The sequence below is a fragment of the Caulobacter sp. AVps16 genome (assembly GCF_058681455.1).
In genome coordinates, this window is record NZ_CM178739.1 from 2,734,019 (window position 1) to 2,756,477 (window position 22,459).

Consider the following 22,459-nt stretch of genomic DNA (forward strand, 5'->3'; position numbering starts at 1 on the left):
CCCGACACAATCGAAGGTCGGGTCGACTATCGTTTTACTTGCAGCAAGCCAAACCTTGTGAGAGCTTTCACCGAACGCCGTTCAGCCAATGAGCGGGGCGCATCGGGGGAACGCTATGGGCAAGCACATCCTGTTCCTTGTGCACGGCATGGGCTCTTACGGCGCGTTCAAGGACGGCAAGTGGGTTCAGGACACCAAGGGCTGGTTTGCCGAAGCCAGAAAAAGCCTCGTCGAGGTCTATGACACGTTCATCAAGAACGACCCCAAGCTGGGCAAGGGTGTCGATTTCGATGATCGCTTCGTGGTCGAAACCATCGAATTCGACAGCTTTCTGGAGCGCTACCGGACTGACTGGGAATACCAGGCCGGGACCTGGAAAGCGTTCGATCTCGACGACGGCGTCGCCGGGAAGATCACCGACTTCTTCAAGGGCAATACCGACAAGTCCTTTCTCTGGACGCATGTCGCCGATGTGCTCCTCTATACCTCGCCTCTGCTGCAGGATGCGATCCACCCCCACGTGGCCAGGCAGATCCTCGAGGCCCTGCGCAGGCATCATCAGGCCCTGAGGCTGGATAACTGGAGTATCCTGGCGCACTCGCTGGGCACGGCCGTCATCAACAACGCCATCCCGGCACTGATGGCTGAAGCCAAGCAGGATCCTGAGCTGGATGCGGCGCTGATCCCGCCCAAGGTGATCGGCATGGTCGCCAATGTGGCGCGCGCTCTGTCGCCACCGGCCGCCGCCTATAGCGACCGCCTGGTTCCCGACGGCCCCCTGAACGTGGGGCACTATCTGAACTGCAGCCACACCCTTGACCCGTTCTGCCGAATTCGACCGTTCCAGCCGTCGGATCCGAAATGGGTAAAGGCTGCGGGCTATGTGCCGCTGACGGGACTGTCCGGCTACTACCTCGCCGACGAGTTCATCGACTGGGTCCAGGACTGGAACAACTTCGACAAGCTGGCCTCGGTCGTACCGCACGGCTTCAGCCACTATATGCGCCAGCCGAGGGTTGTGGCCGAGCTGTGGCCCAGGCTGCGGGGCCGCCTGCCCTCCGAGTCGCCTGATCTTGAGAGCACCGTGCGTGAGGCCAACGAAAAACTGGTTCGCGAGACCGTTGGCGATCACCTGCGCCAGAAGCTGCAACAGGAAGTCCGGCAAAGGCTCGAGGGCGCGCTCGGGGATATGGCCCTGCCAACCACCAAGGAAGAGGTCGCCAAGCTTCTGCCGACCCTGCTCGGCAAGCTGAAGGGGTTTTGAGGATGATCAGGTCGCTCACCACCCGTCTGCTGCTGGCGGTTCTGCTGGCCTGCGGAAGCCTTGCGACTCCGGTCCTCGCCCAGACCACAACCTTTACCGGCGCGACCTTGACCAAGGCGCGGGAGGACTGTCTGGCGGCCGCCATGACGGCCCTGCCCTCGCCGCCAAGTCCCAATCAGGCCGTGCAGGCCCTGCGTGACGAAGCCGGGGAACTTGGTGGTCGGTGTGCACCCCTTGCCCTGCCAGAACCGCCGCCGGGTCTCGATGCCATACTGGCGGCCCTCGAAGTCGGACTTGCCGAAACACAGGCGGCCTATGGATGCGCCCCGCAGTCCGACGCGCCGTCCTGCCGGGGGCTCCTGGCAGCTGAAACGCGCTACAGCGAACTCAAGCTGTTCAAGCTGGGCAAGACGGACGCCATTCGCCTGATCCCCAAGGACCACTACAGTCGCGCCAACGCCTATTGGTGGAAGCCGGAGAACAGCAGCTTCGGGGTGAAGACCGGGGTCGGAGTCAGCCTCATGCGGCTGGTGCTTGACGCATCGGCCCCCGATTCAGCCCTGGCCCGAAGGGTTCAAGCCGAAACGCCCTATCGCGACATCGAGGCCGAGGTGCTCGGTGCCAATGCGCCCTGTACGGCCTGCGAGGACGAGGTGGCGCGGGTCATCTCGCTCTGGCCGCTGTTCGATGGGCTGGAACGCGGCTTCATGGCAGCGACGAGCGGCAATTTCGACACCGCCATCACCCGGCTTGAAGGCCTTGTCGGTCGCTGGGACGCCTATCACTTCGGCGGCGGCAAGGGCCGCGCGCAACTGCCCTGGGAACTGGCGCTGAACAGCGTCATCTATGCCCAGAGTCGTGACCCAAGCCCGGGCTGGCGCGAACCGCCCGGTCATGCCGTCACTCTGCTGCACCCTTCGACGGGCCTGGCCCTGAAGGATGTTCACGGCACTGACACCGTCATGAACCTTGTTGAAGTCGTGGGCTGGAGCCGCTGGGATTATGACCGCGACACCTATGCCCGCACCAACGAATGGGGCCTGTCGGCCGTCGCCGCCTATCGTGATCGGAACGATGCCAAAGACTGGGGCTATGGGGCCCTTGTCCGCACGCCGCTCGATATCTCGGGTCTGCCGCTTAATCTGGTCTGGACCCGGACCAGGCTTCACGCCGGTGGCCATGACGACACCTTCGCTATCTCGGTCGATCTGTCCCGCTTTTTTCCAAAACTGAAAAGCGCCAACCGCCTGTTTGACCTTCCCTCCGGCGAAAGCCCCTGATTTCCGCACTCAGGGTTCCTGGTCTGCGGTGCCTGGCTCATAGCGCTTCAGGATCAGGACCCGCCCTGGATAGCGGCCGCTCGGCGGGCAAGGCGGCCTCGCGTGCTGAAGCCAGGGCGGGGTCCTGCAAGACTTGACAGGCTTACCGCAGCTCCAGCTCGAACGGCACCGCCGGCAGGCCGGCACTGTCAAAGAGGTTGAAGGTCGGGCTGTCCGCCCAGGCGAAGCGGACCCTGGCCGGGGTCGATCCCGGCGGAACGGTCAGGATGACGCTTGATCCGTTGATCCGGCCGTCAGCCCAGCGGCAGGTTCCGGCCGGGTCGCAGAGCTCGAAACCGATCACCCGGTCCGAGCCGCGCGACACCAGGGCCCCGCCAATCTGGTCGAAGGCGACGATCACCGTGTCCCCGACCCGCCGGGCCGAGACCGGTGCCGGGCCCGTGGTCACCGCTTCCCCGGCGATGCGCCGAGCGGCCAGGGCCAGGCGGCGGCCGACCTCCTGCTTGTTGCCGGGATGGATGTCGAAGGGGTCGCCAATGTCCGTGGTCACCGCAAGGCCGGCATGGGGATCAGCGGTCACGGCGCGGCGCTGGGCCTCGCGCAGGGCGGCCGTGCCGGAGGCCGAGGGCGTCGTGGCAAAGGCCCCGTAGCTGGCCAGCTGGGCCACCACCACCGGCAGGTCCGCCGCCTGGCCGGCCCGGCGCTCGGCCATGAAGGCGGTCAGCAAAGGGGCATAGGTCTGGTCGCGGCCGACATTGGTCTCGCCCTGGTTCCAGGCCAGGCCGGCATGGGCATAGGGCCCCATCGGCGCGAGCATGCCGTTATAGAGGGTCGAGACCCCGGCCAGGGTATCCCAGGGAGCCCGGGGCGGATCGGCACCGATCCGGGGCTCGATCCGATAGGTCCAGTCCTCCAGAGGCACGCGGGTGCCGTCCGCCAGCGTCAGGGCCCTTTTCGAGGGATCACCGTATAATCCGCCATTGGCATAGGTGTCATAGGCCGACACGACCAGGGTGTTCCGGCCGGCCTTCAGCGACCCGGCGGCCAGAGGATAGGACCGGTCCAGCCAGGCCCCGGAGGTGGCGCCGACGCCCACGCCGTTCAGATAGGTGGCGTCCATCTCGTCGATCTGGCCAAGGCCCAGGACTGCCGCCTGGCGGGCCTGGGCGGCGGTCAGGGTGACCTCCGCCTTGAACCAGACCACACCGTTGAAACTGGCCAGGTCCGGCACGCCCCAGCGCTCCCAGACCCCAAGCCCCTTGGGCGCGGGCGTCCAGGGACCCGAACCGGTCCAGGGCGCGGTGGCGGTCTCGGTCGGGTGCCTGGCGGTCCACCAGGCCTTGATCGTCTCGCCCCAGCGACGGTTGGCGGCGACCGGGTCGGTCAGGGACAGGTTCAGGGTCGCGATGGCCTCGTCATAGCCGCCGACCTTGCGCAGGGCGGCCGGGCTCATCCAGGCCTCGATCCCCGATCCGCCCCAGGAAGCGTGGATCAGACCGAAGGGTACCGCGCGGGTCTTCTGCAGCTCGCGGGCGAAATAGTAGCAGCTGGCCGAAAAGGACCCGACCGTTTCACGGCTGGTCGGCTTCCAGACCGGGGGCTTGCCGAAGCCGGCCCTCGGGGCGCGGGCATCGGCCTTCTCGATGGTCACCATGCGCAGGCTGTCATTGGCCGCGATGTTATTGACCTGGTTCCAGGCGTCGTTGGCCCGGTCGACCGACAATTCCATGTTGGACTGGCCCGAGCACAGCCAGACCTCCCCGGCCAGCACATCGCGGACCGTCTGGGTTCTGGAGGGCGTACTGGCCGTCAGGTCATAGGGACCGCCGGCCGGGGTCGCCGGCAGGTCGAGACGCCAGGCACCGTCGGCCCCTGCGGTGGTCGTTGCGGTCTTGCCCGCAAAGGCCACGGTGACGGTTTCGCCGGGCCTGGCGGTCCCGAACACCGGCAACGGCCGATCGCGCTGGACCACGGCATGGTCAGCGAACAGGGCGTTCAGCAGATCCTGGGCGGCAGCGGGGCCGGCCAGCAGGGCGGCGGCCAGCAGGCCCGAGGTGAGACGACGCATGGTGATATCCTCCGTCCGCCTCCAAGAGCGGATACCTATTATTTCCGCCCTCCCCGGCGAAGGCCGGGGCCCAGATTCATCTTGAGCCTTTGAGGCTGACGCGCCTGCTGGCGGAGCCAAGTCCACTGCTACTCGCGGGTTCGATCTGGGCCCCGGCTTTCGCCGGGGAGAGCGGGTGTTTGTTGCCTGCGCTAAAACCTAGACCACCGTCAGGGTGGCCGACTTCAGGTCCACGGAATTGGGCCCGACCAGGATCTCGAAGGCCCCGGGTTCGACGACGCGCTGCATCTCCAGGTTCCAGAACCACAGGTCCGAAGGGGCCACCTCGAAGGCCACGGTGGTCTTGGCACCGGCCGCCAGGGTGACACGCTTGAAGTGCTTCAGCTCCAGCAAGGGACGGGTCACCGAGGCCGCGACGTCATGGACATAGAGCTGGACGACTTCATCACCCGCGAGCTTGCCGGTGTTGGTCACATCGACCTCGACCCTGACCGTCTCGCCCTGGCTGATCTTGGCCTTGGCGAGGCGCGGGGCCGAGATGTCGAAGGTCGTGTAGGACAGGCCAAAACCGAACGGATAGAGCGGGCTGGTCTTCTGGTCGAACAGATAGCCCCGGCGCGAGGTCGGCTTGCGGTTATAGAAGATCGGCAGCTGGCCGACATTGCGGGCGATGCTGACCGGCAGCTTGCCGCCCGGATTGGCCCGGCCAAACAGGATGTCGGCACCGGCGGTACCGGTCTGCTCGCCCAGATACCAGCCCTCGACGATGGCATCGGCCCGTTCGGCCAGCAGGTTGATCGACATCGGGCGGCCATTGAGCAGGAAGACCACGGTCGGCTTGCCGAGGTCGAAGATCGCCCGGGCCAGATCATTCTGCTGGCCGATCAGGTCCAGGTCATTGCGGTCGCCCAGGTGATTGTCGGCCCAGGCCTCACGGCTGGTCTGCTCGTTGTCGCCCAGCACCATGACCACCACATCGGCCTTCCTGGCCACCTCGACGGCCTCGGCGATCAGCCTGGCGTTGACGGCCGGATCGACCAGCTTGACCTCGTCAGCGGCCCAGACGCGGCGTTCGGTGATGCGCACGGCCTCGGCATAGTCCAGGGCAAAGCCCTGGGCCTTGGCCTCGGCGGTCAGGCCCTCCAGCAGCGAGACCACATGCTTGGGCTCGTCGGAATAGCCACCGATCGGCGTGTCGCGGGCATGGGTGCCCAGCAGGGCCATGCGCTTGATCGCCTTGCCGTTCAGGGGCAGCAGGCCCTTGTCGTTCTTGAGCAGCACCACGGACTTGCGGGCCGCTTCCCGGGCCAGGGCGATGGCCTCGGCCGTGTTGTTGAGAGACTCGGCGGCCTTCTCGTCGACATAGGGGTTTTCGAAGAAGCCACCTTCGAACTTCATCTTCAGCACCCGGGCGACGGCGGTGTCGAGCTGGGCCATGGAGACCCGGCCTTCCTTCACCAGCTGGGGCAGCAGGGCATAGGCTTCGCCGTCGGGCAGTTCGACATCGACGCCGGCCTTGAGTGCCATGACGGCGGTGTCGGCCAGGCTGTCGGTCATCTTGTGACGATTGGCCAGTTCCTTGATCGCGAAATAGTCGCTCTGGACCGAGCCCTGATAGCCCCACTCGGTGCGCAGGATGTCGGTCAGCAGCCAGTGGCTGGCGTGCGACGGGACCCCGTCGATCTCGTTATAGGAGGGCATGACCGAGCGGACCGGCAGCTCCTTCACCGCCCGTTCGAACGGCGGGAAGAAGTTCTCGCGCAGGGTGCGTTCGGCGATCTGGGCCGGCCCGACATTGGTGCCGTTCTCGGGCTGGCCGTGGCCGGTCATGTGCTTGAGGGTGACGAACACCTTGTCCCTGGCCAGCGGCAGGGTCTTGCCCTGGAAGCCGCGAATGGCGGCGAGGCCAATCTCGGCACAGAGGTGTGGATCCTCGCCATAGGTCTCCTCGATGCGGCCCCAGCGCGGATCGCGGGCCACATCGACCACCGGGGCCAGGGCCATGTTGGAACCCCTCGCCCGCATCTCCCTGGCTGCCATCGAGAAGACCTTCTCGACCAGCTCGGTGTCGAAGCTGGAGGCCAGGGCGATGGCCTGGGGATAGCTGGTGGCCTCGCGGGCCACATAGCCGTGCAGGGCCTCGTCATGCATCAGCAGGGGAATGCCCAAGCGGGTCTTCTCCGCCGACCACTTCTGGGCGGCATTGGTGTAGCGGGCGGTGTCGCGGGCATTGCGGCCCTTGCTGCCGTCCTCGGCCCCGGCGGCGGCGTCGACCACCTTGGCCGGCTTGAGGCCCCGGCGATCGGTAGGCCGCGAGATCTGGCCCAGGCCGTTGGGGAAGCTCTTGCCCGCCGCCTCGGCCGAGAACTCGCCCTCCGGTGTCTGGATGGCCGCCTTGGTCAGCCAGATCCCGATCAGCTGGGCGGCCTTCTCCTCGACCGTCATGCGGCCCAGCAGGTCCTTGACCCGTGCGTCAACCGGCTGGGTCGGGTCCTTGTAGAGCGGCCTGTCGGCGGAAGCCTTGGGGGCCGCGAAGGCCAGGCCGGGGGTGGTTGCGGCGGCAATCGCGGCAAGGCTCGCGCCGAACAGGCGGCGGGTGACAGCTTGGGTCATCTGGTTCGTTTCCCCGGAGGTCGCATCTTGTCCTGACGACCTGGAGCCGCCTTGGCGCGCACTATGGGGGAGCTTGTCAGACCACTCAAGAAAAGAATGGTACCGGTCTCATTGCTCGCACTGGGGACGGACGGCTTCACCTGCTGGCACGGTTGAAAGTCGCAGCCCCAGCGCACGGATCACCTTCAGGACGGTCTCGAACTTGGGACTGCCGTCAGCGGCCAACGCCTTGTAGAGGCTTTGACGCCCCAGTCCGGCAGCTTCAGCGATCTCGGTCATGCCCTTCGCCCGAGCCAGCACGCCCAGCGCATCAGTGATGAACGCCGCATCGCCCGTGGCCAGGGCATCATCCATATAGGCGGCGGCCGCTTCAGGGGTTTCGATATAGATGGCCGGATCGAATGAACGGGACTCGACAGTCATGGCCTCACACTTTGCTAAAGGTCCCGCGCCAGGATTCTTGCCCTGGCGATGTCCCGAGCTTGAGAACCCTTGTCGCCCGCGCACAGAACAACGATCAGCACTAGGCCTCGCTGGACCATGTAGACGCGATACCCCGGGCCAACATGGACCCGCAGTTCGCTAATCCCCCCGCCGACAGACTTGACGTCGCCCAGCAGCCCAAACGCCACCTGGCGCAATCGCCCCGCAATCCGCGCCTTGGCGACCGGATCGCGCAGGTTTGCCATCCAGCGCACGAAGTCCTCGGTTTCAATGACCTCGATCAACTCAACTGTCTCCCATGGGAGACAGTTGAGTGCAAACGAAAACAGCCGACATTACTCCTCCTTGGGCGTTACAGCCCAAGGAGGTTTATCTATTGTTGTATTTTATGATACGCAACCCTTGAGGGAGCTAACGGTTCAAGCGTGGATCAACCCGCCCAACCGTCGAGCACCCGGTCCAGCACCGTCAGCGGCACCGGCCCGACCAGCAGCCCCGCATCGTGGAAGCGGCGGATGTCGAACTTCGCCCCCAGACGCGCCTTGGTGCGCTCGCGGGCCTTGGCCCAGACGGTATGGCCCACCTTGTAGGAACAGGCCTGGCCTGGATTGGCGCAGTAGCGTTCAACCTCACTGGTGATCCGGCCCTCCGGCTCGCCACCGGTCTCCATCATGTAGGCGATGGCCTTTTCGCGGCTCCAGCCCTTGGTGTGAATGCCGGTGTCGACCACGCAGCGGGCCGCGCGGAACAGCCGGGCCTGGTACATGCCCAGCAGGCCCAGCTCATCGTTTTCATAGACGCCCATTTCCATGGCCACCTGCTCGGCATAGAGCGCCCAGCCTTCGGTATTGGCCGAGAAGCCCATGTTCTGGCGCAGGCGCGGCAGGGTGCTTTCCGCCACCAGGGCCAGCTGGAAGTGATGGCCCGGCGCGGCCTCGTGATAGGTCAGGGTCGGCAGGGACCAACGCGGACGATCGGCCGTGTCACGCAGATTGATGTAGAAGGCTCCCGGCCGCGAGCCGTCCAGGGCCGGCCGCTCATAATAGCCGCCCGCCGCACCGGCCTCGGTATAGGCCGGGATGCGCCGCACCTCGACCGGGGTCTTGGGCGTGACCCCGAACCACTGGGGCAGCTTGGGGGCCAGATCCGCGATCAGCTGGTTGCAATAGGCCAGCATCTGGGCCCGGCCCTCGTCGGTATTGGGATAGGTCTGGGTCGGGTCGGTGTTCAGCGAGGCCACCCGCGCCCCGACGCTGCCCTGGGTCAGGCCGCGTTTCTTCAGGATCGCGTCCATCTTGGCGCTGATCTCGGCCCCCTCCTCCAGTCCGAGGCGGTGGACCTGGTCAGCGGTCATGTCGGTGGTGGTGTAGATCTTCAGCAGGGCCGCATAATAGGCGTCGCCGTCCTTCAGGCGATTGAGGCCAGCGTCGTGGGTGGCCTTGGCGCGGGCGGCCTTCAACACTTCGATCTGGCGGTCGAGGGCCGGATGCACGGTCCCGGCCAGCAGGGCGCTCGCCTTGCCTTCATAGTCGCCATAGGGCTTGCCGCGACGGGTCAGGGAGGCGACCAGCACGTTCTTGTCGGCCGGCAGGGCCCGGAACTTGCCGAGCTGGGCAATGGCCTTGTCGAGCATGAAGTCGGCCGGGATCACGCCCTTGGCGGCATCGGCAGCGAAGCGCTCGCTTTCCTGGTCCAGCACGGTGGCGAAGGCGGCCATGCGGGCCAGATAGGTCTCGGCATCGGCGGCCGACTCGATCTTGTGCTTGGTATCCAGAAAGCTCGGTGTCGAGGAATAGGCCCCGTAATACTGGGTCAGGACATAGGGCCGGCTGACCGCGCCATAGTCGAAGACTCCGGCCCTGGCGCGGCTTTCGTACTGGAACAGGGCCGTGTCATAGTTGACGGCGTCATCGCCGCTCAGGGCCTTGCGGTCGATGGCCTTCAGCCGCTTCACCCGCTGGCCGGGCTGGGCCCGGTCCTTGATCCAGCCCGCGATCGAGCGATCGCCGAGCTTGCTGCGCGCCCCTGCATGGGCACCGGTGTCCAGACCCAGATTGGTGGCCTGTTCGGGACTGTCAGTCAGGTCTTCGTCAAAGAAGGCGTCAAACAGCTTGTAGAGCTCTGCCCTGGCCTCAGCCGCATGGGCCGGAAGGCCGGTGGCCAGAGCGGTTGCGGCCGCCCCCATCATGACCTGGCGACGATCGAACTGCGACATCCATTGCCCCTGAGACTGAAACATCCTGCCCGCCGAGACGCTGGGCCGGGGCAAATCAGTCACCCGGCCGGGGGGCGTCGTCAAGGCGGCTCAGGGCCTGCCGAGCGGCCAAGAAAAAGGGCCCGCCTGGGCAAGACGGACCCTTCGACTTTGGAGATCGTTCGAGGTGGAGGACCTGAACAACCAGACCCTACTCCCAACCTTTGCGCGAAACACCGTCCCATATTGTCGCGGGGGACGGAATTGCGCGCAACGCCCCTGAAGGCGCCGTATTCGCCTATTTTCGCGCCGCCAGGATGTCATCGAGGCGAGCCGGCGTGCCGGCGATCCGCTCCAGGCGCGGATAGCGCAGGCCGCCACGCCAGTCGATCTTGACCATCCGATAGCGGTCGCCGTCCTTGATCAGCAGCTCGACCAGCGCCCCGTCCGGCTTGGCGGCCGCCTTGATCGCGTCCTTCAGCTTGTCGGCGTCATAGGTCTCGCCATTGACCGCCACGAGGGTCACGCCCTGGGTCAGGCCCGCCTTGAAGGCCGGACCGCCCCACTGCACCTCGGACACCAGGCCGGCGGCCGCCACGGTCAGACCCAGGGAATAGGCCAGGTTGGTGGTCCGGCCGCGGGTCTCGGAGCCCTTGAAGTAGTCGGTCGGGGTCTCGGTATAGATCAGCCGGTAACCGCCACGGGTCAGGCCATCCAGAGGGGCCCTTTCCGACAGGCCCTCGATCCGGGTCTTCAGGAAGCCGGTCCAGTCGTGGGCGACCACCTCGTTCAGGGTCGCGGCCACATCCTCGAAGGTATAGGTGCGCGGCACGAAGGAGCCGTTGTCGACGCCGAAGAAGGCCTTGGCGAAGTCATCGAGCGACTTCTTGCCGCCGGTCTTCTCCCGGATCAGGGTGTCGGCGTCGAGCCAGACCAGCAGGCCTTCCGAATAATAGTCCTCGCTGCGCTGGTAGCTGACCCAGGACAGGGGCCTGCGGTTGGCGATGATCGGGTCATTGGTGGTGTCGGCCACACTGCGCCAGTCGCGACCCCGACGGTTGTCAAAGAGCGCTGCGGTCATGGCCAGGGAATCGAGGCCCTGCTGCTTGGTCAGCAAGTTGGAGCGCGACGACAGCACATTGCCCCAGTACTGGGTCTGACCCTCATAGACCCACATCAGGCTGTCGCGCATGGGCTCGTTCAGGGTCGGGGTCCACAGATCGGCCCCGCGGCGGAACTTGCCGTTCCAGGAATGGGTGAACTCGTGCGGCAGCAGTTCGCGGCCGACATAGGTCTTGTCCCACTCGGTGAAATATTTGGGCGCGACGCGGTTCTCGCTGGAGCGGTGATGCTCCAGGCCGATACCGCCCAACTGGTCGGACAGGGCGACCAGGAAGTCATAGCGGTCAAAATGGTAGGAGCCGAACAGCTTGTAGGCCTGCTGGACGAGATCCTTGTGGGCCTGGATCTGCTCGGGCTTGTACTCCAGCAGTTCGGGCTTGTCGGCCACCATGTTCAGGCGCACCGGGGCCGGGCCGGTCGGATCGAGATCGACCGACTTGAAGTAGCGGCCGGCGAACATCGGCGAGTCGACCAGGGTCTCGAACGGCGTGACCTTGAAGGTCGTGACCTGACCCTCGGTTTTGGCGACCTCGAGGGCCGAGGCGAACTTGAAGCCCTCGGGCAGCTTGACGCTGGCCTCGACCGGGATCTGGCGGGTGTAATAGCCGGCCGGATAGAAGCCCATCTGCAGCCATTGCAGGTTCAGCATGTCGGGCGTCATCACCACCCGGCCCACGCGGGTCTCGACCGGCGACAGGAACTGGTAGCTGAGCTCCAGCTCCGAAACGCCTTCGGGCACCTCGACATGGAAGGCGAAGACCTGCACCGGATCGCGCGTCCAGGCCAGGCGCTGGCCCTTGGCGGTGATCACCAGGCCCGCCAGCTTGTCGATGTCATTGCGCGGCGAGTGGCCGCCCGGAACCCACTGCGGATAGAAGATCGTGAACTTGCCGGGCTTGGCCACCGGGATGGTCTGGCGGATGTCGAAGATCTTGCGGGCGAGATCGGTGGCGTCGACCGACAGTTTCAGGGTGCCGGGATAGGGGATGTCCTGGGCGGCGGCGATGGCCGGGGTCGGGGCCGAAGGCTGCGGCAGGGTCTGGGCGACAGCGGTCGTGGCAGCCAGGGCCATCAGCGAAACGGAAAAGAACAAGGCTCTCACAAAACACCCCAAGGCCAACCGCGAGCGTGCGCCTCGCGTTCAAGAGGCGGGATGTTTCACCTCCTGGACGGCGCTTGTCGAGAGGTTGGATTGCAGTCAACGGCGGCCGGGAAAGGCACCGGCACAGCTATTCACCCCGCAGTCCCGGCTTACGGCTGTGGCGGCATCCTGTTCCCTTGCCAAGCCTGCGCTGGCGGGCTCGCCCGGCGATCAGTCCGTGAACCACATGGCGGCGAAGCGCGCCTCGCCATTGACGTCGTAGGCGGCAATGTCCGCGAGCCGTGACGCCGGCGAAAGGGTCTTGGCCATTTGCACATCGGCAAGGGTCAGATTGAACCGCGCGTCCTGAGGCGGCGTTTGCGTCTTTGTCCAGATCGCCGCGAAGCGCGGGGCCAATCCACCGGCGTAAGCACTGACCTGATGAAGCCCATAACCCCTTTCGGTCATGTAGCTTGAGGCCGCACTGTACCTTCGGCTGGTCAGATCGTGGCGGGCGGAAAAGGGCGTCGCGCTGTCAGCTTCGAAGATCGCCGCGAACAGGATTTCGCCGCGCACCGTGAAGCCGCTCACCTGTCGAGGCTGATAGCCACGGGCAACCAGATCATTGAATGTGTTCTGGTACTGAGACACCGTCATGTCATGGCGGGCCTCAAAGGCCGGGCCACGGACCTTTTCCCAGAGGGCGGCGTAGCGGGTCTCACCACCCTTGTCGTAGCCACAGACCCTCACAAGGCGAAACCCCTGCTCCAGAAACCGAACGAAAGCAGCCTGATAGGCTGAGGACGTCAGATCATGGCGCGCCTCCCAGGCGCGCCCATCGGTTTCAGTAAAGATCGCCGAGAAGCGCGGCTCGCCTGCGATACTGGCGACATTGATATGCACCGGCCGCAGCCCCCTGGAGGCCATCTTGCTGACGGTAGCCTGATACTCTCCGGCCGACAGGATGAACGCAGCGTCCCCTTTCGAGGCCGCCCAGGCCGGCTTGACGCAAGCCGTGGCTCCCACCGCAAGACCTGCCGCGACAAGGCGACGACGCGTAAAGCCAAAAGCGGTACCAGGGTCTGTGTCGTTGTGCTGATACATCCAGAATCCCTTTCGGTTCAGCTAGACACTACAGTTGAGCAGAGATTTTCAAACCCGTTCATTCCGCTGGCCTTGAATGATGTTCGGAAACCGGGGGCTGTCAGAGCAAGCCTATTTCAATTTCCGGAACGGACCGGACCCGAGCTGCAAACTTGCGGGTTTAAGGTGGATTACGGCGGACTAAGATGACCGTGCACTTGATTACGCTTCGGCTTGCGCCCCCCGCTTGGCGGGACTGAGCGAGCGTTCTGGACCGCATTCCGTCAATTCGTGCACTGTCACCTTAAACTAGGGCCCAGGCTGACCTGGTTCAGTATGGCCCTGAATTCACGTGTGAAGGCCCAGTATTCCTGTTGTTTGATCCTGATCTTCCGAAAAATGACTTGCTGGTCAAATACATCCCGAGGCGAGCAATGCGTATTGAGGTGATCGTTGAGTTCGTTAAGACATATAGGGACGGCACGCAGAGTTAGTATTATTTGGATCTCGCCGGCCGTCACCGGCTCGCCCAGGACTTGAACCGCCGAGATTATCTCGATCAGATCCTCAGGGACCGGATGATAGATCTCGCCAGGCTTGGCAGGGCGGGGGAACTGAACGACGGCCATTTTGCAGGCTCCTGAAGGCGGACACCTATGCGGCCAGGGGCGTCTCGGCCGCCATCAGGGCAGAGACCCGCAGGCGGCCGAGCATCCGCCCCTCCAGGGGGATGATGGCGTCGACGAAACGGATGTCGGGCGCGACCATTCTAGAAATCTTCCCAGGCGCTTGAGGCCGCACCACCCCCGACAGCCTTCAAGAGCCTGGGGCGATCTTCAGCCAGCGCGCCACGGCCCGGGGTGTATTGATCGGCGACAGCAGGTTGTCGTGTTGCAGCGCTCCGCCCATTGCCGCCGAGCTGGAACCTTCCGACGTGACGGGCCAGTTGTTGCGCTTCGGACTGCAGACTGGCGGCGGCGGCTGTCGCCTCCTCCACCATGGCGGCGTTCTGCTGGGTGACCTGATCCATCTGGTTTACCGCGCTGTTCACCTGGTTCAGGCCGGTGGCCTGCTCCTGAGACGACAAGGCGATTTCGGAGATCAGGGAGTCGATTTCGGCAACCCTGGCCACGATGTCCGTCAGGGCGGTCCCGGTCTCTCCGACCAGTTTCACGCCCTTGCCCACCTGGGCGGTCGAAGCCGAGATCAGCGCCTTGATTTCCTTGGCGGCCTCGGCCGAGCGTTGGGCCAGGGCTCTGACCTCCTGTGCGACGACAGCAAAGCCCCGGCCTGCCTCGCCGGCGCGGGCCGCTTCGACGCCGGCGTTGAGCGCCAGCAGGTTCGTCTGGAAAGCGATCTCATCGATCACCCCGATGATTTGCGTGATCTTTCCGGAGCTCTGCTCGATCTCGCCCATGGCCAGGATCGCTTCGCGCACAACCTCACCGGACGCTTCGGCACCGGCCTTGGCCGAGCTTGCCGCCGAGGACGCCTTCGTGGTGCCTTCAGCGCTGCGCTTGACGGTGGCCGTGATCTCGTCGAGCGCCGCAGCGGTTTCCTCCAGGCTGGCGGCCTGTTGTTCGGTACGTCGTGAGAGGTCGTCGGAGGCTGAGGCGATCTCGTCAGATCCGCCACGCATGGATTCGGACGAAACGGCGATCGCGCTCAAGGCCTCACGCAGCGAGGTGACGGCCTTGTTGAAGTCGGTCTTGATCGCCAGGTAAGCGCCCTTGAAATCGGCGTCGATCTGGCAAGTCAGGTCGCCTTCGCAGAGGCTTTGCAAACTGACAGCCAGCCTGGAAACGACTTCGCTTTGCTCTTCCGCGCTTTTCACGCGCTCGAACTCGACCTGCTGGAACGCCAGCTCGGCCTTGGTGATATCAACGGCCAGCTTGATCACCTTGTAGGCCTTGCCCGTCTCATTGAGCACCGGATTATAGGACGCCTGCAGCCAGACCTCGCGGCCTCCATTGGCCATGCGCCTGAACTTTCTGGCGACAAAGGCACCATTGTTCAGGTCCTGCCAGAACGCCCGATAGTCAGGGTGGTTCGCATCAGCCGGATCCATGAACATGCTGTGGTGGCAGCCCTGGATCTCAGCCAGGCTATATCCCATCGCCGTCAGGAAGTTGTTGTTCGCTGTGATGATTGTGCCGTCGAGATTGAACTCGATGACGGCTTGAGACCGGTCGATGGCGGACAGCTTGTGCTCAAGCTCGGTCAGCTTTTCAGAGGAAGCTTTGCGAATTTTCTCTCCGTCAAAAAATCCCATGTCGGTCTCCTCGATCCTGCGGAGATGGAGGAAAGAGCCGCAAATCCTAACAACAATTAAACATGAAATTCTCCTGCCTCCCCGCAACGTTAACCTGTAGTTGCCTTTGAATTATTTGAAAATTTTCAGCCGATTAATTTTGAATGAATAAAACATTGGCCCGAAATTGCAGGGCCGCACGCAACGGGAAGTCTGCACATAACAATGACTTGCGAGGTTTCAAAATTCATTGCCAGTTCATTAATTTGAGAGCACATTGATCTCCTGGCCAAAGAGCCCCCATCTTGTGATGGTCGTCGCCCTGGGGCGTACGAGGCAACATGTCGCACCCGGCAATGCTGATCACGGATGCCGGTTTGGGGCCCGCGGGCCCCACCATCAGGTGGGTGAACCCCGAATTCGAGAAAATGACCGGCTACGATGCGTCGGAGCTGATCGGGCGCAAACCCTCGATGCTGCAGGGCGCGAAGACATCCAAGGCTGCGCTCGCTGTGCTGCGCCGAGCGATAAGAGCGGGCGTTACGCACCGGACCGTACTGGTCAATTACCGCAAGAATGGCGAACCCTATCTCTGCGATATCGAAATCCGTCCGATCTTCGATGATGTCGGCAAGGTGCTCTGCTTTCTGGCGATCGAGTCCGAAACGCATCGCAAACGGGGCAGGCCTCCCGGGCGCTTGAAGTTATCGAGTGGGCCCTAGGCCGGGCCACCCCCGCTCTCCTGCTGCAAGTTTTCGACACCGGGCGTGGGCTTTCCTGTCTTCCCGAAAACCGGCGGCCAAGCCACAAATCCCCGCTTGATATTGAAAGTCGTTCTCAAGTATGGACGGGAACCGTTCCTGCCCAGGGTTTCTGTCGCCTCGTGTCGTCCGCCACCGCCCAGCATCGCCGCTCGTTCTGGCTGAAGCAGTTGCACCAGTGGCACTGGATCAGCGCGGCCCTGAGCCTGATCGGCATGCTGCTGTTCTCGATCACCGGCATTACCCTGAACCATGCGGGCCAGATCGAGGCTGAGCCTGTCGTGGTCAGCCGAAAGGCCACCCTGCCGGCCGATCTGGTCTCTGACCTGGCCCGGGGTCCGGTCGAGGGCAAGCGCCCCCTGCCGCTGAAGCTGCAGCACTGGCTGGACAAGGCGGTCGGGACCGACATCGCCGGCCGCGAGGCCGAGTGGTCGGAGGCGGAGGTCTATGTCGCCCTGGCGCGTCCCGGTGGCGATGCCTGGCTGTCGATCGATCGCGAGACCGGGGCCGTCGAGCACGAAAAGACCACGCGCGGCGCGATCAGCCTGCTCAATGACCTGCACAAGGGCCGCAATACCGGCGAGGCCTGGTCGTGGTTCATCGACATCTTCGCGGCCGCGACCATCGTGTTCACGCTCACCGGCCTGATCCTGCTGCAGTTCCACGCCCGGGCCCGCCCCCTGACCTGGCCCCTGGTCGCCGCCGGTCTGGCCGCGCCAGTCATTCTCGTCATCCTGTTTGTCCACCTCTGAGGTGAAGTCGTGAAGCCTTCCGTATCCCTGCTGACCTTTGTCGGTGCCGCCGTCGGGGCCGCCGCCACGCCCGCCCTGGCCGCCGACCTCAATGTCACGGTCGAGATCCCCCGCCTGTCGGTGGCCGAGTATCACCGGCCCTATGTGTCCATCTGGATCGAGAACCCCGACGCCACCGCCGCCGGCACCCTGGCCGTCTGGTATGATCCCGACACCAAGGAAGACCACGGCACCAAGTGGCTGAAGGATATGCGCCAGTGGTGGCGCAAGGCCGGCCGCGAGATGAAGTTCCCCGCCGACGGGGTCAGCGGCGCCACCCGCGCGCCCGGCCCGCAGAAGCTGGTGTTCAGCGGAGCCAGGGGCGCGCTGAAGACCCTCAAGCCCGGTTCGTACAATCTGGTGGTCGAGGCCGCCCGCGAGGTCGGCGGCCATGAGGCCGTCCGCGTGCCCTTCGTCTGGGGCAAGCCGGGCAAGCCGGCTTCGGCCAAGGGCGCGGCCGAGCTCGGCGCCGTCACCGTCTCCGTCAAGTAAGCGAGAACCCCGATGTCCCTGAAGACCCGCCTCCTCGCCGTCGCGGCCGCCGGCCTCGCCCTGGCCCTGCCGCTGTCGGCCAGCGCCCACCGCGCCTGGATGGTGCCCTCGTTCACCGTGCTGTCGGGCGACGGCTCGTGGGTGACGGTCGATGCCGCAATCTCCAACACGCTGTTCTTTCCAGACCACCGCGCCATGCGCCTCGACGGTGTAGTGGCGATCGCCCCTGACGGCACCACCCAGAAGCTGCAGAACGCTTCGACGGGTCAGTACCGCTCGGTGTTCGACGTGCAGCTGAACCAGGCCGGCACCTGGAAGATCGTCTCGGCCTCCAACACCGTCACGGCCAGCTGGAGCGAGAACGGCGAGATCAAGCGCTTCCGCGGCACCGCCGACGACTTCGCCAAGGCGGTTCCGGCCGGCGCCGCCGATCTGAAGACCATCAGGGGCAGCAATCGCAATGAAACCTTCGTCTCGCGCGACAAGCCCAGCACCGAGGTCTTCAAGCCGACCGGCAAGGGTCTGGAACTGGTTCCGGTGACCCATCCGACCGACATCGTCGCCAGCGAGCCAGCGACCGTCAAATTCCTGCTCGACGGCAAGCCGGCCGCCGGGCTGGAGATCACCCTGGTGCCCGGCGGCTCACGCTGGCGCGCCACCCCGGGTGACATCAAGGTCAAGACCGGCCCTGACGGTGCCGTGACCTTCACCCTGCCGGACGCCGGCATGTACTGGCTGAACGCCACGGCCCGGGGCGGCGAAAGCGTGCCGCGCGGTCAGGCCGGCGGCATGGGCGCGGCCCCCGCCGCCCCGGCCCAGGTGACGGCCCTGGCCGGCGACGGTTTCTCGGCCAGCTACACCGCCGTGATTGAAGCCCAGCGGCCCTGAGGCCCTGGCCCTTCCCTCCCGGCGGGGGAAGGGCCGTTTCGATCCAGAATCGCTCCGTCTTGACCCGCGTCCTCGTCCCCCGGCTCACAGAGCCCCCCGCCCGCCCGCTCGGCGGTGTGGTCCACGCCCTGGCGGGCGAGACCATGGGCACAACCTGGTCTGCCAGACTATTGGCCCAGCCCGGCGCCGATCTTGCGGGCCTGGGCGACAGGGTCCAGCGGGCCCTGGACGCCGTGGTGGCCCAGATGAGTCCGTGGGAGCCCCTGTCGGACCTGTCGCGCTACAACCGCAGCGCCGCCGGGACCTGGACCACCCTGCCGGCGGGCATGGCCACCGTCCTGCGCCGGGCCCTGGCCATTGCCGAGGCCTCGGACGGGGCCTTCGACCCCACCCTAGGGGCCCTGACCGACCTGTGGGGCTTTGGTCCCCTCCCCTTCGACGGCGCGCCGCCTTCACCGGCCGAGACCGGTAGGGCGCGCGAGGCCAGCGGCTGGCGGCAACTGGTCCTGGACGGCGACGCCCTGTTGCAGCCCGGCGGCCTCCATCTCGATCTCAATGGTATTGCCAAGGGCTTCGGCGTCGACCAGGCCGCCGCCGCCCTGGCGCGGGCCGGAGTGAAATCCTGCCTGGTCGAGGTGGGCGGCGAACTGCGCGGGATCGGTGCCAAGCCCGACGGCCAGCCCTGGTGGGTCGAGCTGGAACGCCCCCCGGCCAGCCAGGACGGACTTCAGACCGTGGTCGCCCTGCACGGCCTGGCCGTGGCGACCTCGGGCGACTATCGCCGCTATTTCGACCATGGTGACCGCCGCTATGCCCACACCCTGGATCCGGCCACCGGCGCGCCCGCCGACCGGGGCGTGGTCAGTGTCACGGTCCTGGCCGAGACCTGCATGGACGCCGATGCCTGGGCCACGGCCCTGACGGTGATGGGTCCCGAAGCCGCCCTGACCTTTGCCACCGATCACGACCTCGCTGCCCTGATCATCAGCCGTTCCGGAACCGGGCTTGAGGAACAGCTTTCGCCGGCCCTGGCGGCCATGCTCGACCCATGATCGAGGCCCTGGACCCGCAAACCCGCCGCATCCTTGCCGCAGGGCTGGTGGCCCTGGCCTGGCTGGCCCTGTGCGCCCTGATCGCAGGCCGCGAGGTCCTGCGCCGGCGGGCCCGGCTCCGCGCGGTGGCCGACCTGGCACGCGGCACGGGGGAACCGGTCCTGGTCGCCTTTGCCAGCCAGACCGGCTTTGCCGAGGACCTTGCCCAGGCCACGGCCACGGCCCTGACCGCCAGCGGCACGCCGGTTACCCTGCGCGACCTGTCAGAGGTCACGGCCAACGACCTGACGGCGGCGCGGCGGGCCCTCTTTGTGGTCAGCACCACCGGCGAGGGCGACGCCCCCGATACGGCCCGGGCCTTCATCCGCGACGTGATCGGCACCCGGCCCGACCTCTCGGGCCTGAAGCATGGCGTTCTGGCCCTCGGCGATTCCAGCTATGCCCAGTATTGCGCCTTTGGCCGCAGCCTCGACGGATGGCTGACCGATTGCGGGGCCCAGCCCCTGTTCGACCGGGTCGAGGTGGATGACGGCGACGCCGCGGCCCTGCAGACCTGGCGCGAGCAACTGGCCGCCTTGACCGGCCAGGGCGAGGCTGTGGCCTGGACGGAACCGGCCCATGGCGCATGGCGTCTGGCCCAGCGTCGCCATCTCAATCCCGGCAGTCCGGGCGGCGAGGCCTGGTCCGTGCGGCTGGAACCGGTTGAGGGACCGGTCGACTGGTCGGCCGGCGACCTCTTCGAACTGGTGACCGAGACGGGCGATGCGACCCGGGACTATTCGATCGCGTCCGTGCCCGAAGATGGCGGGGTCGAGTTGATCGTCAGGCTGGTCCAGACCGAAGACGGCCTACTGGGTCTGGGCTCGGGCTGGCTGTGCCGGCTGGCCGCCGAAGGCGCGGTCCTGCAGGGCCGGGTCCGGACCAACCGCAGCTTCCATGCCCCCGATGGCGACGCCCCCCTGATCCTGATCGGGGCCGGCACCGGCCTCGCCGGCCTGCGCGCCCATATCAAGGCCCGCGCCGCCCAGGGCCGCCATCGCAACTGGCTGCTGTTCGGCGAACGCACCCTCGCCCACGACTATCTCCATCGCGAGGAGCTCGAGGCCTGGACGACGGCCGGGGTCCTGCAGCGGCTGGACCTGGCCTTCTCCCGCGACCAGGCGGAGCGGATCTATGTCCAAGACCGCCTGCGGGCCGCTGCGCATGAGGTTCGCGCCTCGGTGGCCGAAGGGGCGACAGTCCTGGTCTGCGGATCGCTGGAGGGCATGTCGCAGGATGTCCATACAGCCCTGACCGACATCCTGGGCGCGCCGGCGCTGGACGCCCTGGCCGAGGCGGGGCGCTATCGACGCGACGTCTACTAGGCCGCAGCCCTAGGGCCGCAACAGCCCCACCCGCTCCTCCGGCGTATTGGCCCCGCGCAATCGGGCCTGGGCCCCGATCGGCACCGGCAGGATGGTCAGACTCGCCCTTTCGACCAGTCGCCGCAGGGGCCAGCCGGCTTCTGCCTCGGCCGGCAGGGCCTCAAGGCTCAGGGCCATGGGCAGGGGCAGGCCTTCGAAGGCTGCACCCGGACTCTGTGCCGCTAGCAGGGGAGCGAGATCGTCCGGCGTGAGGGTCGGGGCATCCACGGCCAGGACGAGGGCCCGGGCAAGCCCGGCCTTGGCCAGCGCCGCCGCCCCCGCCAGGACGCCGCCCACCGGTCCGGCCCCCGGCTGCGGATCCGGCACGAAGGACAGGCCGTGATCGGCACCGACGGTCAGGACCTGCCCTGCGCCCACGGCCTGGGCCAGGGCGGCCAGCAGGTCCACGGCCCGCGCCCCGCCCCAGTCCTGCGACGCCTTGTCGACGCCCATGCGACGTGAGCCGCCGCCAGTGAGGATCAGGGCACCAAAGGATGTCATGGCCCTCCCTACCGCCTTCTTCCCAGGCCCGGAAAGCCCCCTCCTCCGCCCCGCTTTCACTCCGGCCACGAACCGGTCTAGTCTCCTCGGCCAAACGGACAGGACCCTGCATGAGAGAGCCGACGGAACGTCAGAGGCGTCGCACGACCCAGAGCGCGACCATCCGCGATGTCGCGGCGCGCGCCGGCGTGTCGCCGATGACCGTCTCGCGGGTGATCAATCGTGAGACCACCGTCAAGGAAGAGACCCGGGCCCTGGTCGAGAAGGCCATTACCGACCTGAACTATGCGCCCAATCCGGCGGCCCGCAGCCTGGCCGGCTCGGCCCCGTTCCGGATCGGCCTGCTCTATGACAATCCCTCGACCGGCTATCTGTCGGAGTTCCTGGTCGGGGCGCTCGACGAAAGCAGCCGCACCGGTGCCCAGGTGGTGATCGAGAAATGCGCCGAGCCCGAACTGGCCGGGGCCACCCTGACCCGGCTGCTGCGCACCGGGGTCGACGGCCTGATCCTGCCGCCGCCCCTGTGCGAGTCGCCCCAGGTCCTGGCCGAGGTGAAAGCCGCCGGTGCGGCCGCCGTCGGCGTGGCACCGGGCATGACAAGTCCCGACATGGCCACGATCCGCATCGACAACGAGGCCGCCGCCTTTGAGCTGGCACAGCACCTGCTCGGTCTGGGTCACAGGCGCTTTGGCGTCATCAAGGGCCATCCCAACCAGACGGTCAGCCAGCAGCGCCTGGACGGCTTCATGACCGCCCTCAAGGCCGCCGGCATTCCGCAGGAGGCTGTTCGGGTCGAGCAGGGCTATTTCACCTATCGCTCCGGCCTGGAGGCCGCCGAGCGGCTTCTGGCCAGTGACGAGCGACCGACCGCCATCTTTGCCGCCAATGACGACATGGCGGCGGCCACCGCCGGGCTCGCCCACCGTCTGGGCCTGGATGTGCCCGGCGACCTGTCGATCGTCGGCTTCGATGACACCTCGATCGCGGCCAATATCTGGCCGGCCCTGACCACGGTGCACCAGCCCATCGCCGCCATGGCCCGCGCGGCCGTCGACCTGGTGCTGGAGGAAATCCGCCGCAAGCGCGACGGTGCCGGCGAGCCCCGCCAGCTGATGCATCCCCACACGCTGATCGTGCGGGATTCCACCGGACCCGCCCCGAAGTAATTCGC

The 22,459-nt window shown here is 66.1% G+C and carries 19 protein-coding genes; 9 read left to right on the forward strand and 10 right to left on the reverse strand.

Features of this window, described 5'->3' with window-relative positions; all coding sequences use genetic code 11:
• Window positions 1-115 precede the first annotated feature (115 nt).
• Both ACW17U_RS13130 and ACW17U_RS13135 read left to right on the forward strand, forming a co-directional pair.
• Entirely contained in the window at window positions 116-1,264 is a 1,149-nt protein-coding gene (locus tag ACW17U_RS13130) for a hypothetical protein (protein WP_492052981.1), read from the forward strand.
• 2 nt (window positions 1,265-1,266) lie between these two features.
• Complete coding sequence (locus ACW17U_RS13135; RefSeq protein ID WP_492052983.1) at window positions 1,267-2,544, forward strand: hypothetical protein; 1,278 nt, start codon at window positions 1,267-1,269, stop codon at window positions 2,542-2,544.
• A 142-nt stretch (window positions 2,545-2,686) separates the two neighbouring features.
• On the opposite strand, the gene ACW17U_RS13140 is transcribed toward ACW17U_RS13135, so the two are convergent.
• From ACW17U_RS13140 to ACW17U_RS13180, 9 genes are all read right to left on the reverse strand, one after another.
• Window positions 2,687-4,612: a sialate O-acetylesterase gene (locus ACW17U_RS13140; RefSeq protein ID WP_492052985.1), complete on the reverse strand. Its 1,926-nt coding sequence runs from the start codon at window positions 4,610-4,612 to the stop codon at window positions 2,687-2,689.
• Window positions 4,613-4,810: 198 nt separating this feature from the next.
• Window positions 4,811-7,225: a glycoside hydrolase family 3 N-terminal domain-containing protein gene (locus ACW17U_RS13145; protein ID WP_492052987.1), complete on the reverse strand. Its 2,415-nt coding sequence runs from the start codon at window positions 7,223-7,225 to the stop codon at window positions 4,811-4,813.
• 108 nt (window positions 7,226-7,333) lie between these two features.
• Window positions 7,334-7,648: an addiction module antidote protein gene (locus ACW17U_RS13150; protein WP_492052989.1), complete on the reverse strand. Its 315-nt coding sequence runs from the start codon at window positions 7,646-7,648 to the stop codon at window positions 7,334-7,336.
• 14 nt (window positions 7,649-7,662) lie between these two features.
• Window positions 7,663-7,953 carry a type II toxin-antitoxin system RelE/ParE family toxin gene (locus ACW17U_RS13155; RefSeq protein ID WP_492052991.1) on the reverse strand — a complete coding sequence of 97 codons (291 nt, stop codon included), beginning with the start codon at window positions 7,951-7,953 and terminating at the stop codon, window positions 7,663-7,665.
• A gap of 146 nt (window positions 7,954-8,099) precedes the next feature.
• Entirely contained in the window at window positions 8,100-9,884 is a 1,785-nt protein-coding gene (locus ACW17U_RS13160; protein ID WP_492052993.1) for a DUF885 domain-containing protein, read from the reverse strand.
• 277 nt (window positions 9,885-10,161) lie between these two features.
• Window positions 10,162-12,099, reverse strand: coding sequence for a M61 family metallopeptidase (locus ACW17U_RS13165; protein ID WP_492055732.1), 1,938 nt, complete (start codon window positions 12,097-12,099; stop codon window positions 10,162-10,164).
• Between the two features lie 198 nt (window positions 12,100-12,297).
• A complete protein-coding gene (locus ACW17U_RS13170; protein WP_062144449.1) occupies window positions 12,298-13,170 on the reverse strand; it encodes a hypothetical protein in 873 nt (290 codons plus the stop codon).
• A gap of 278 nt (window positions 13,171-13,448) precedes the next feature.
• Window positions 13,449-13,778 (reverse strand): hypothetical protein, encoded by a 330-nt coding sequence (locus ACW17U_RS13175; protein ID WP_492052995.1) that lies wholly within the window; start codon window positions 13,776-13,778, stop codon window positions 13,449-13,451.
• Between the two features lie 140 nt (window positions 13,779-13,918).
• Window positions 13,919-15,421, reverse strand: coding sequence for a methyl-accepting chemotaxis protein (locus ACW17U_RS13180; protein WP_492055733.1), 1,503 nt, complete (start codon window positions 15,419-15,421; stop codon window positions 13,919-13,921).
• Window positions 15,422-15,741: 320 nt separating this feature from the next.
• On the opposite strand from ACW17U_RS13180, the gene ACW17U_RS13185 reads away from it, so the two are divergent.
• From ACW17U_RS13185 to ACW17U_RS13210, 6 genes are all read left to right on the forward strand, one after another.
• Window positions 15,742-16,122, forward strand: a complete 381-nt coding sequence (locus tag ACW17U_RS13185; RefSeq protein WP_492052997.1) for a PAS domain-containing protein — start codon at window positions 15,742-15,744, stop codon at window positions 16,120-16,122.
• A 161-nt stretch (window positions 16,123-16,283) separates the two neighbouring features.
• Complete coding sequence (locus tag ACW17U_RS13190) at window positions 16,284-16,913, forward strand: PepSY-associated TM helix domain-containing protein (RefSeq protein WP_062144439.1); 630 nt, start codon at window positions 16,284-16,286, stop codon at window positions 16,911-16,913.
• A gap of 9 nt (window positions 16,914-16,922) precedes the next feature.
• Window positions 16,923-17,444, forward strand: a complete 522-nt coding sequence (locus ACW17U_RS13195) for a DUF2271 domain-containing protein (protein WP_492052999.1) — start codon at window positions 16,923-16,925, stop codon at window positions 17,442-17,444.
• Between the two features lie 12 nt (window positions 17,445-17,456).
• The gene (locus ACW17U_RS13200; protein WP_492053001.1) at window positions 17,457-18,332 is read left to right on the forward strand and encodes a DUF4198 domain-containing protein; all 876 of its coding nucleotides are present in this window, start codon (window positions 17,457-17,459) and stop codon (window positions 18,330-18,332) included.
• A gap of 59 nt (window positions 18,333-18,391) precedes the next feature.
• A complete protein-coding gene (locus tag ACW17U_RS13205) occupies window positions 18,392-19,384 on the forward strand; it encodes an FAD:protein FMN transferase (protein WP_492053003.1) in 993 nt (330 codons plus the stop codon).
• The gene (locus ACW17U_RS13210; protein WP_492053004.1) at window positions 19,381-20,748 is read left to right on the forward strand and encodes a sulfite reductase subunit alpha; all 1,368 of its coding nucleotides are present in this window, start codon (window positions 19,381-19,383) and stop codon (window positions 20,746-20,748) included. Before ACW17U_RS13205 ends, ACW17U_RS13210 begins: the two co-directional genes overlap by 4 nt.
• Before the next feature lie 9 nt (window positions 20,749-20,757).
• Here the strand turns inward: ACW17U_RS13210 and mobA are convergent, their stop codons facing one another.
• The gene (gene mobA / locus ACW17U_RS13215; protein WP_492053006.1) at window positions 20,758-21,288 is read right to left on the reverse strand and encodes a molybdenum cofactor guanylyltransferase; all 531 of its coding nucleotides are present in this window, start codon (window positions 21,286-21,288) and stop codon (window positions 20,758-20,760) included.
• A 110-nt stretch (window positions 21,289-21,398) separates the two neighbouring features.
• Between mobA and xylR the strand changes: the two genes are divergently transcribed.
• Window positions 21,399-22,454, forward strand: a complete 1,056-nt coding sequence (xylR, locus tag ACW17U_RS13220; RefSeq protein ID WP_492053008.1) for a transcriptional regulatory XylR — start codon at window positions 21,399-21,401, stop codon at window positions 22,452-22,454.
• Window positions 22,455-22,459: the final 5 nt, after the last annotated feature.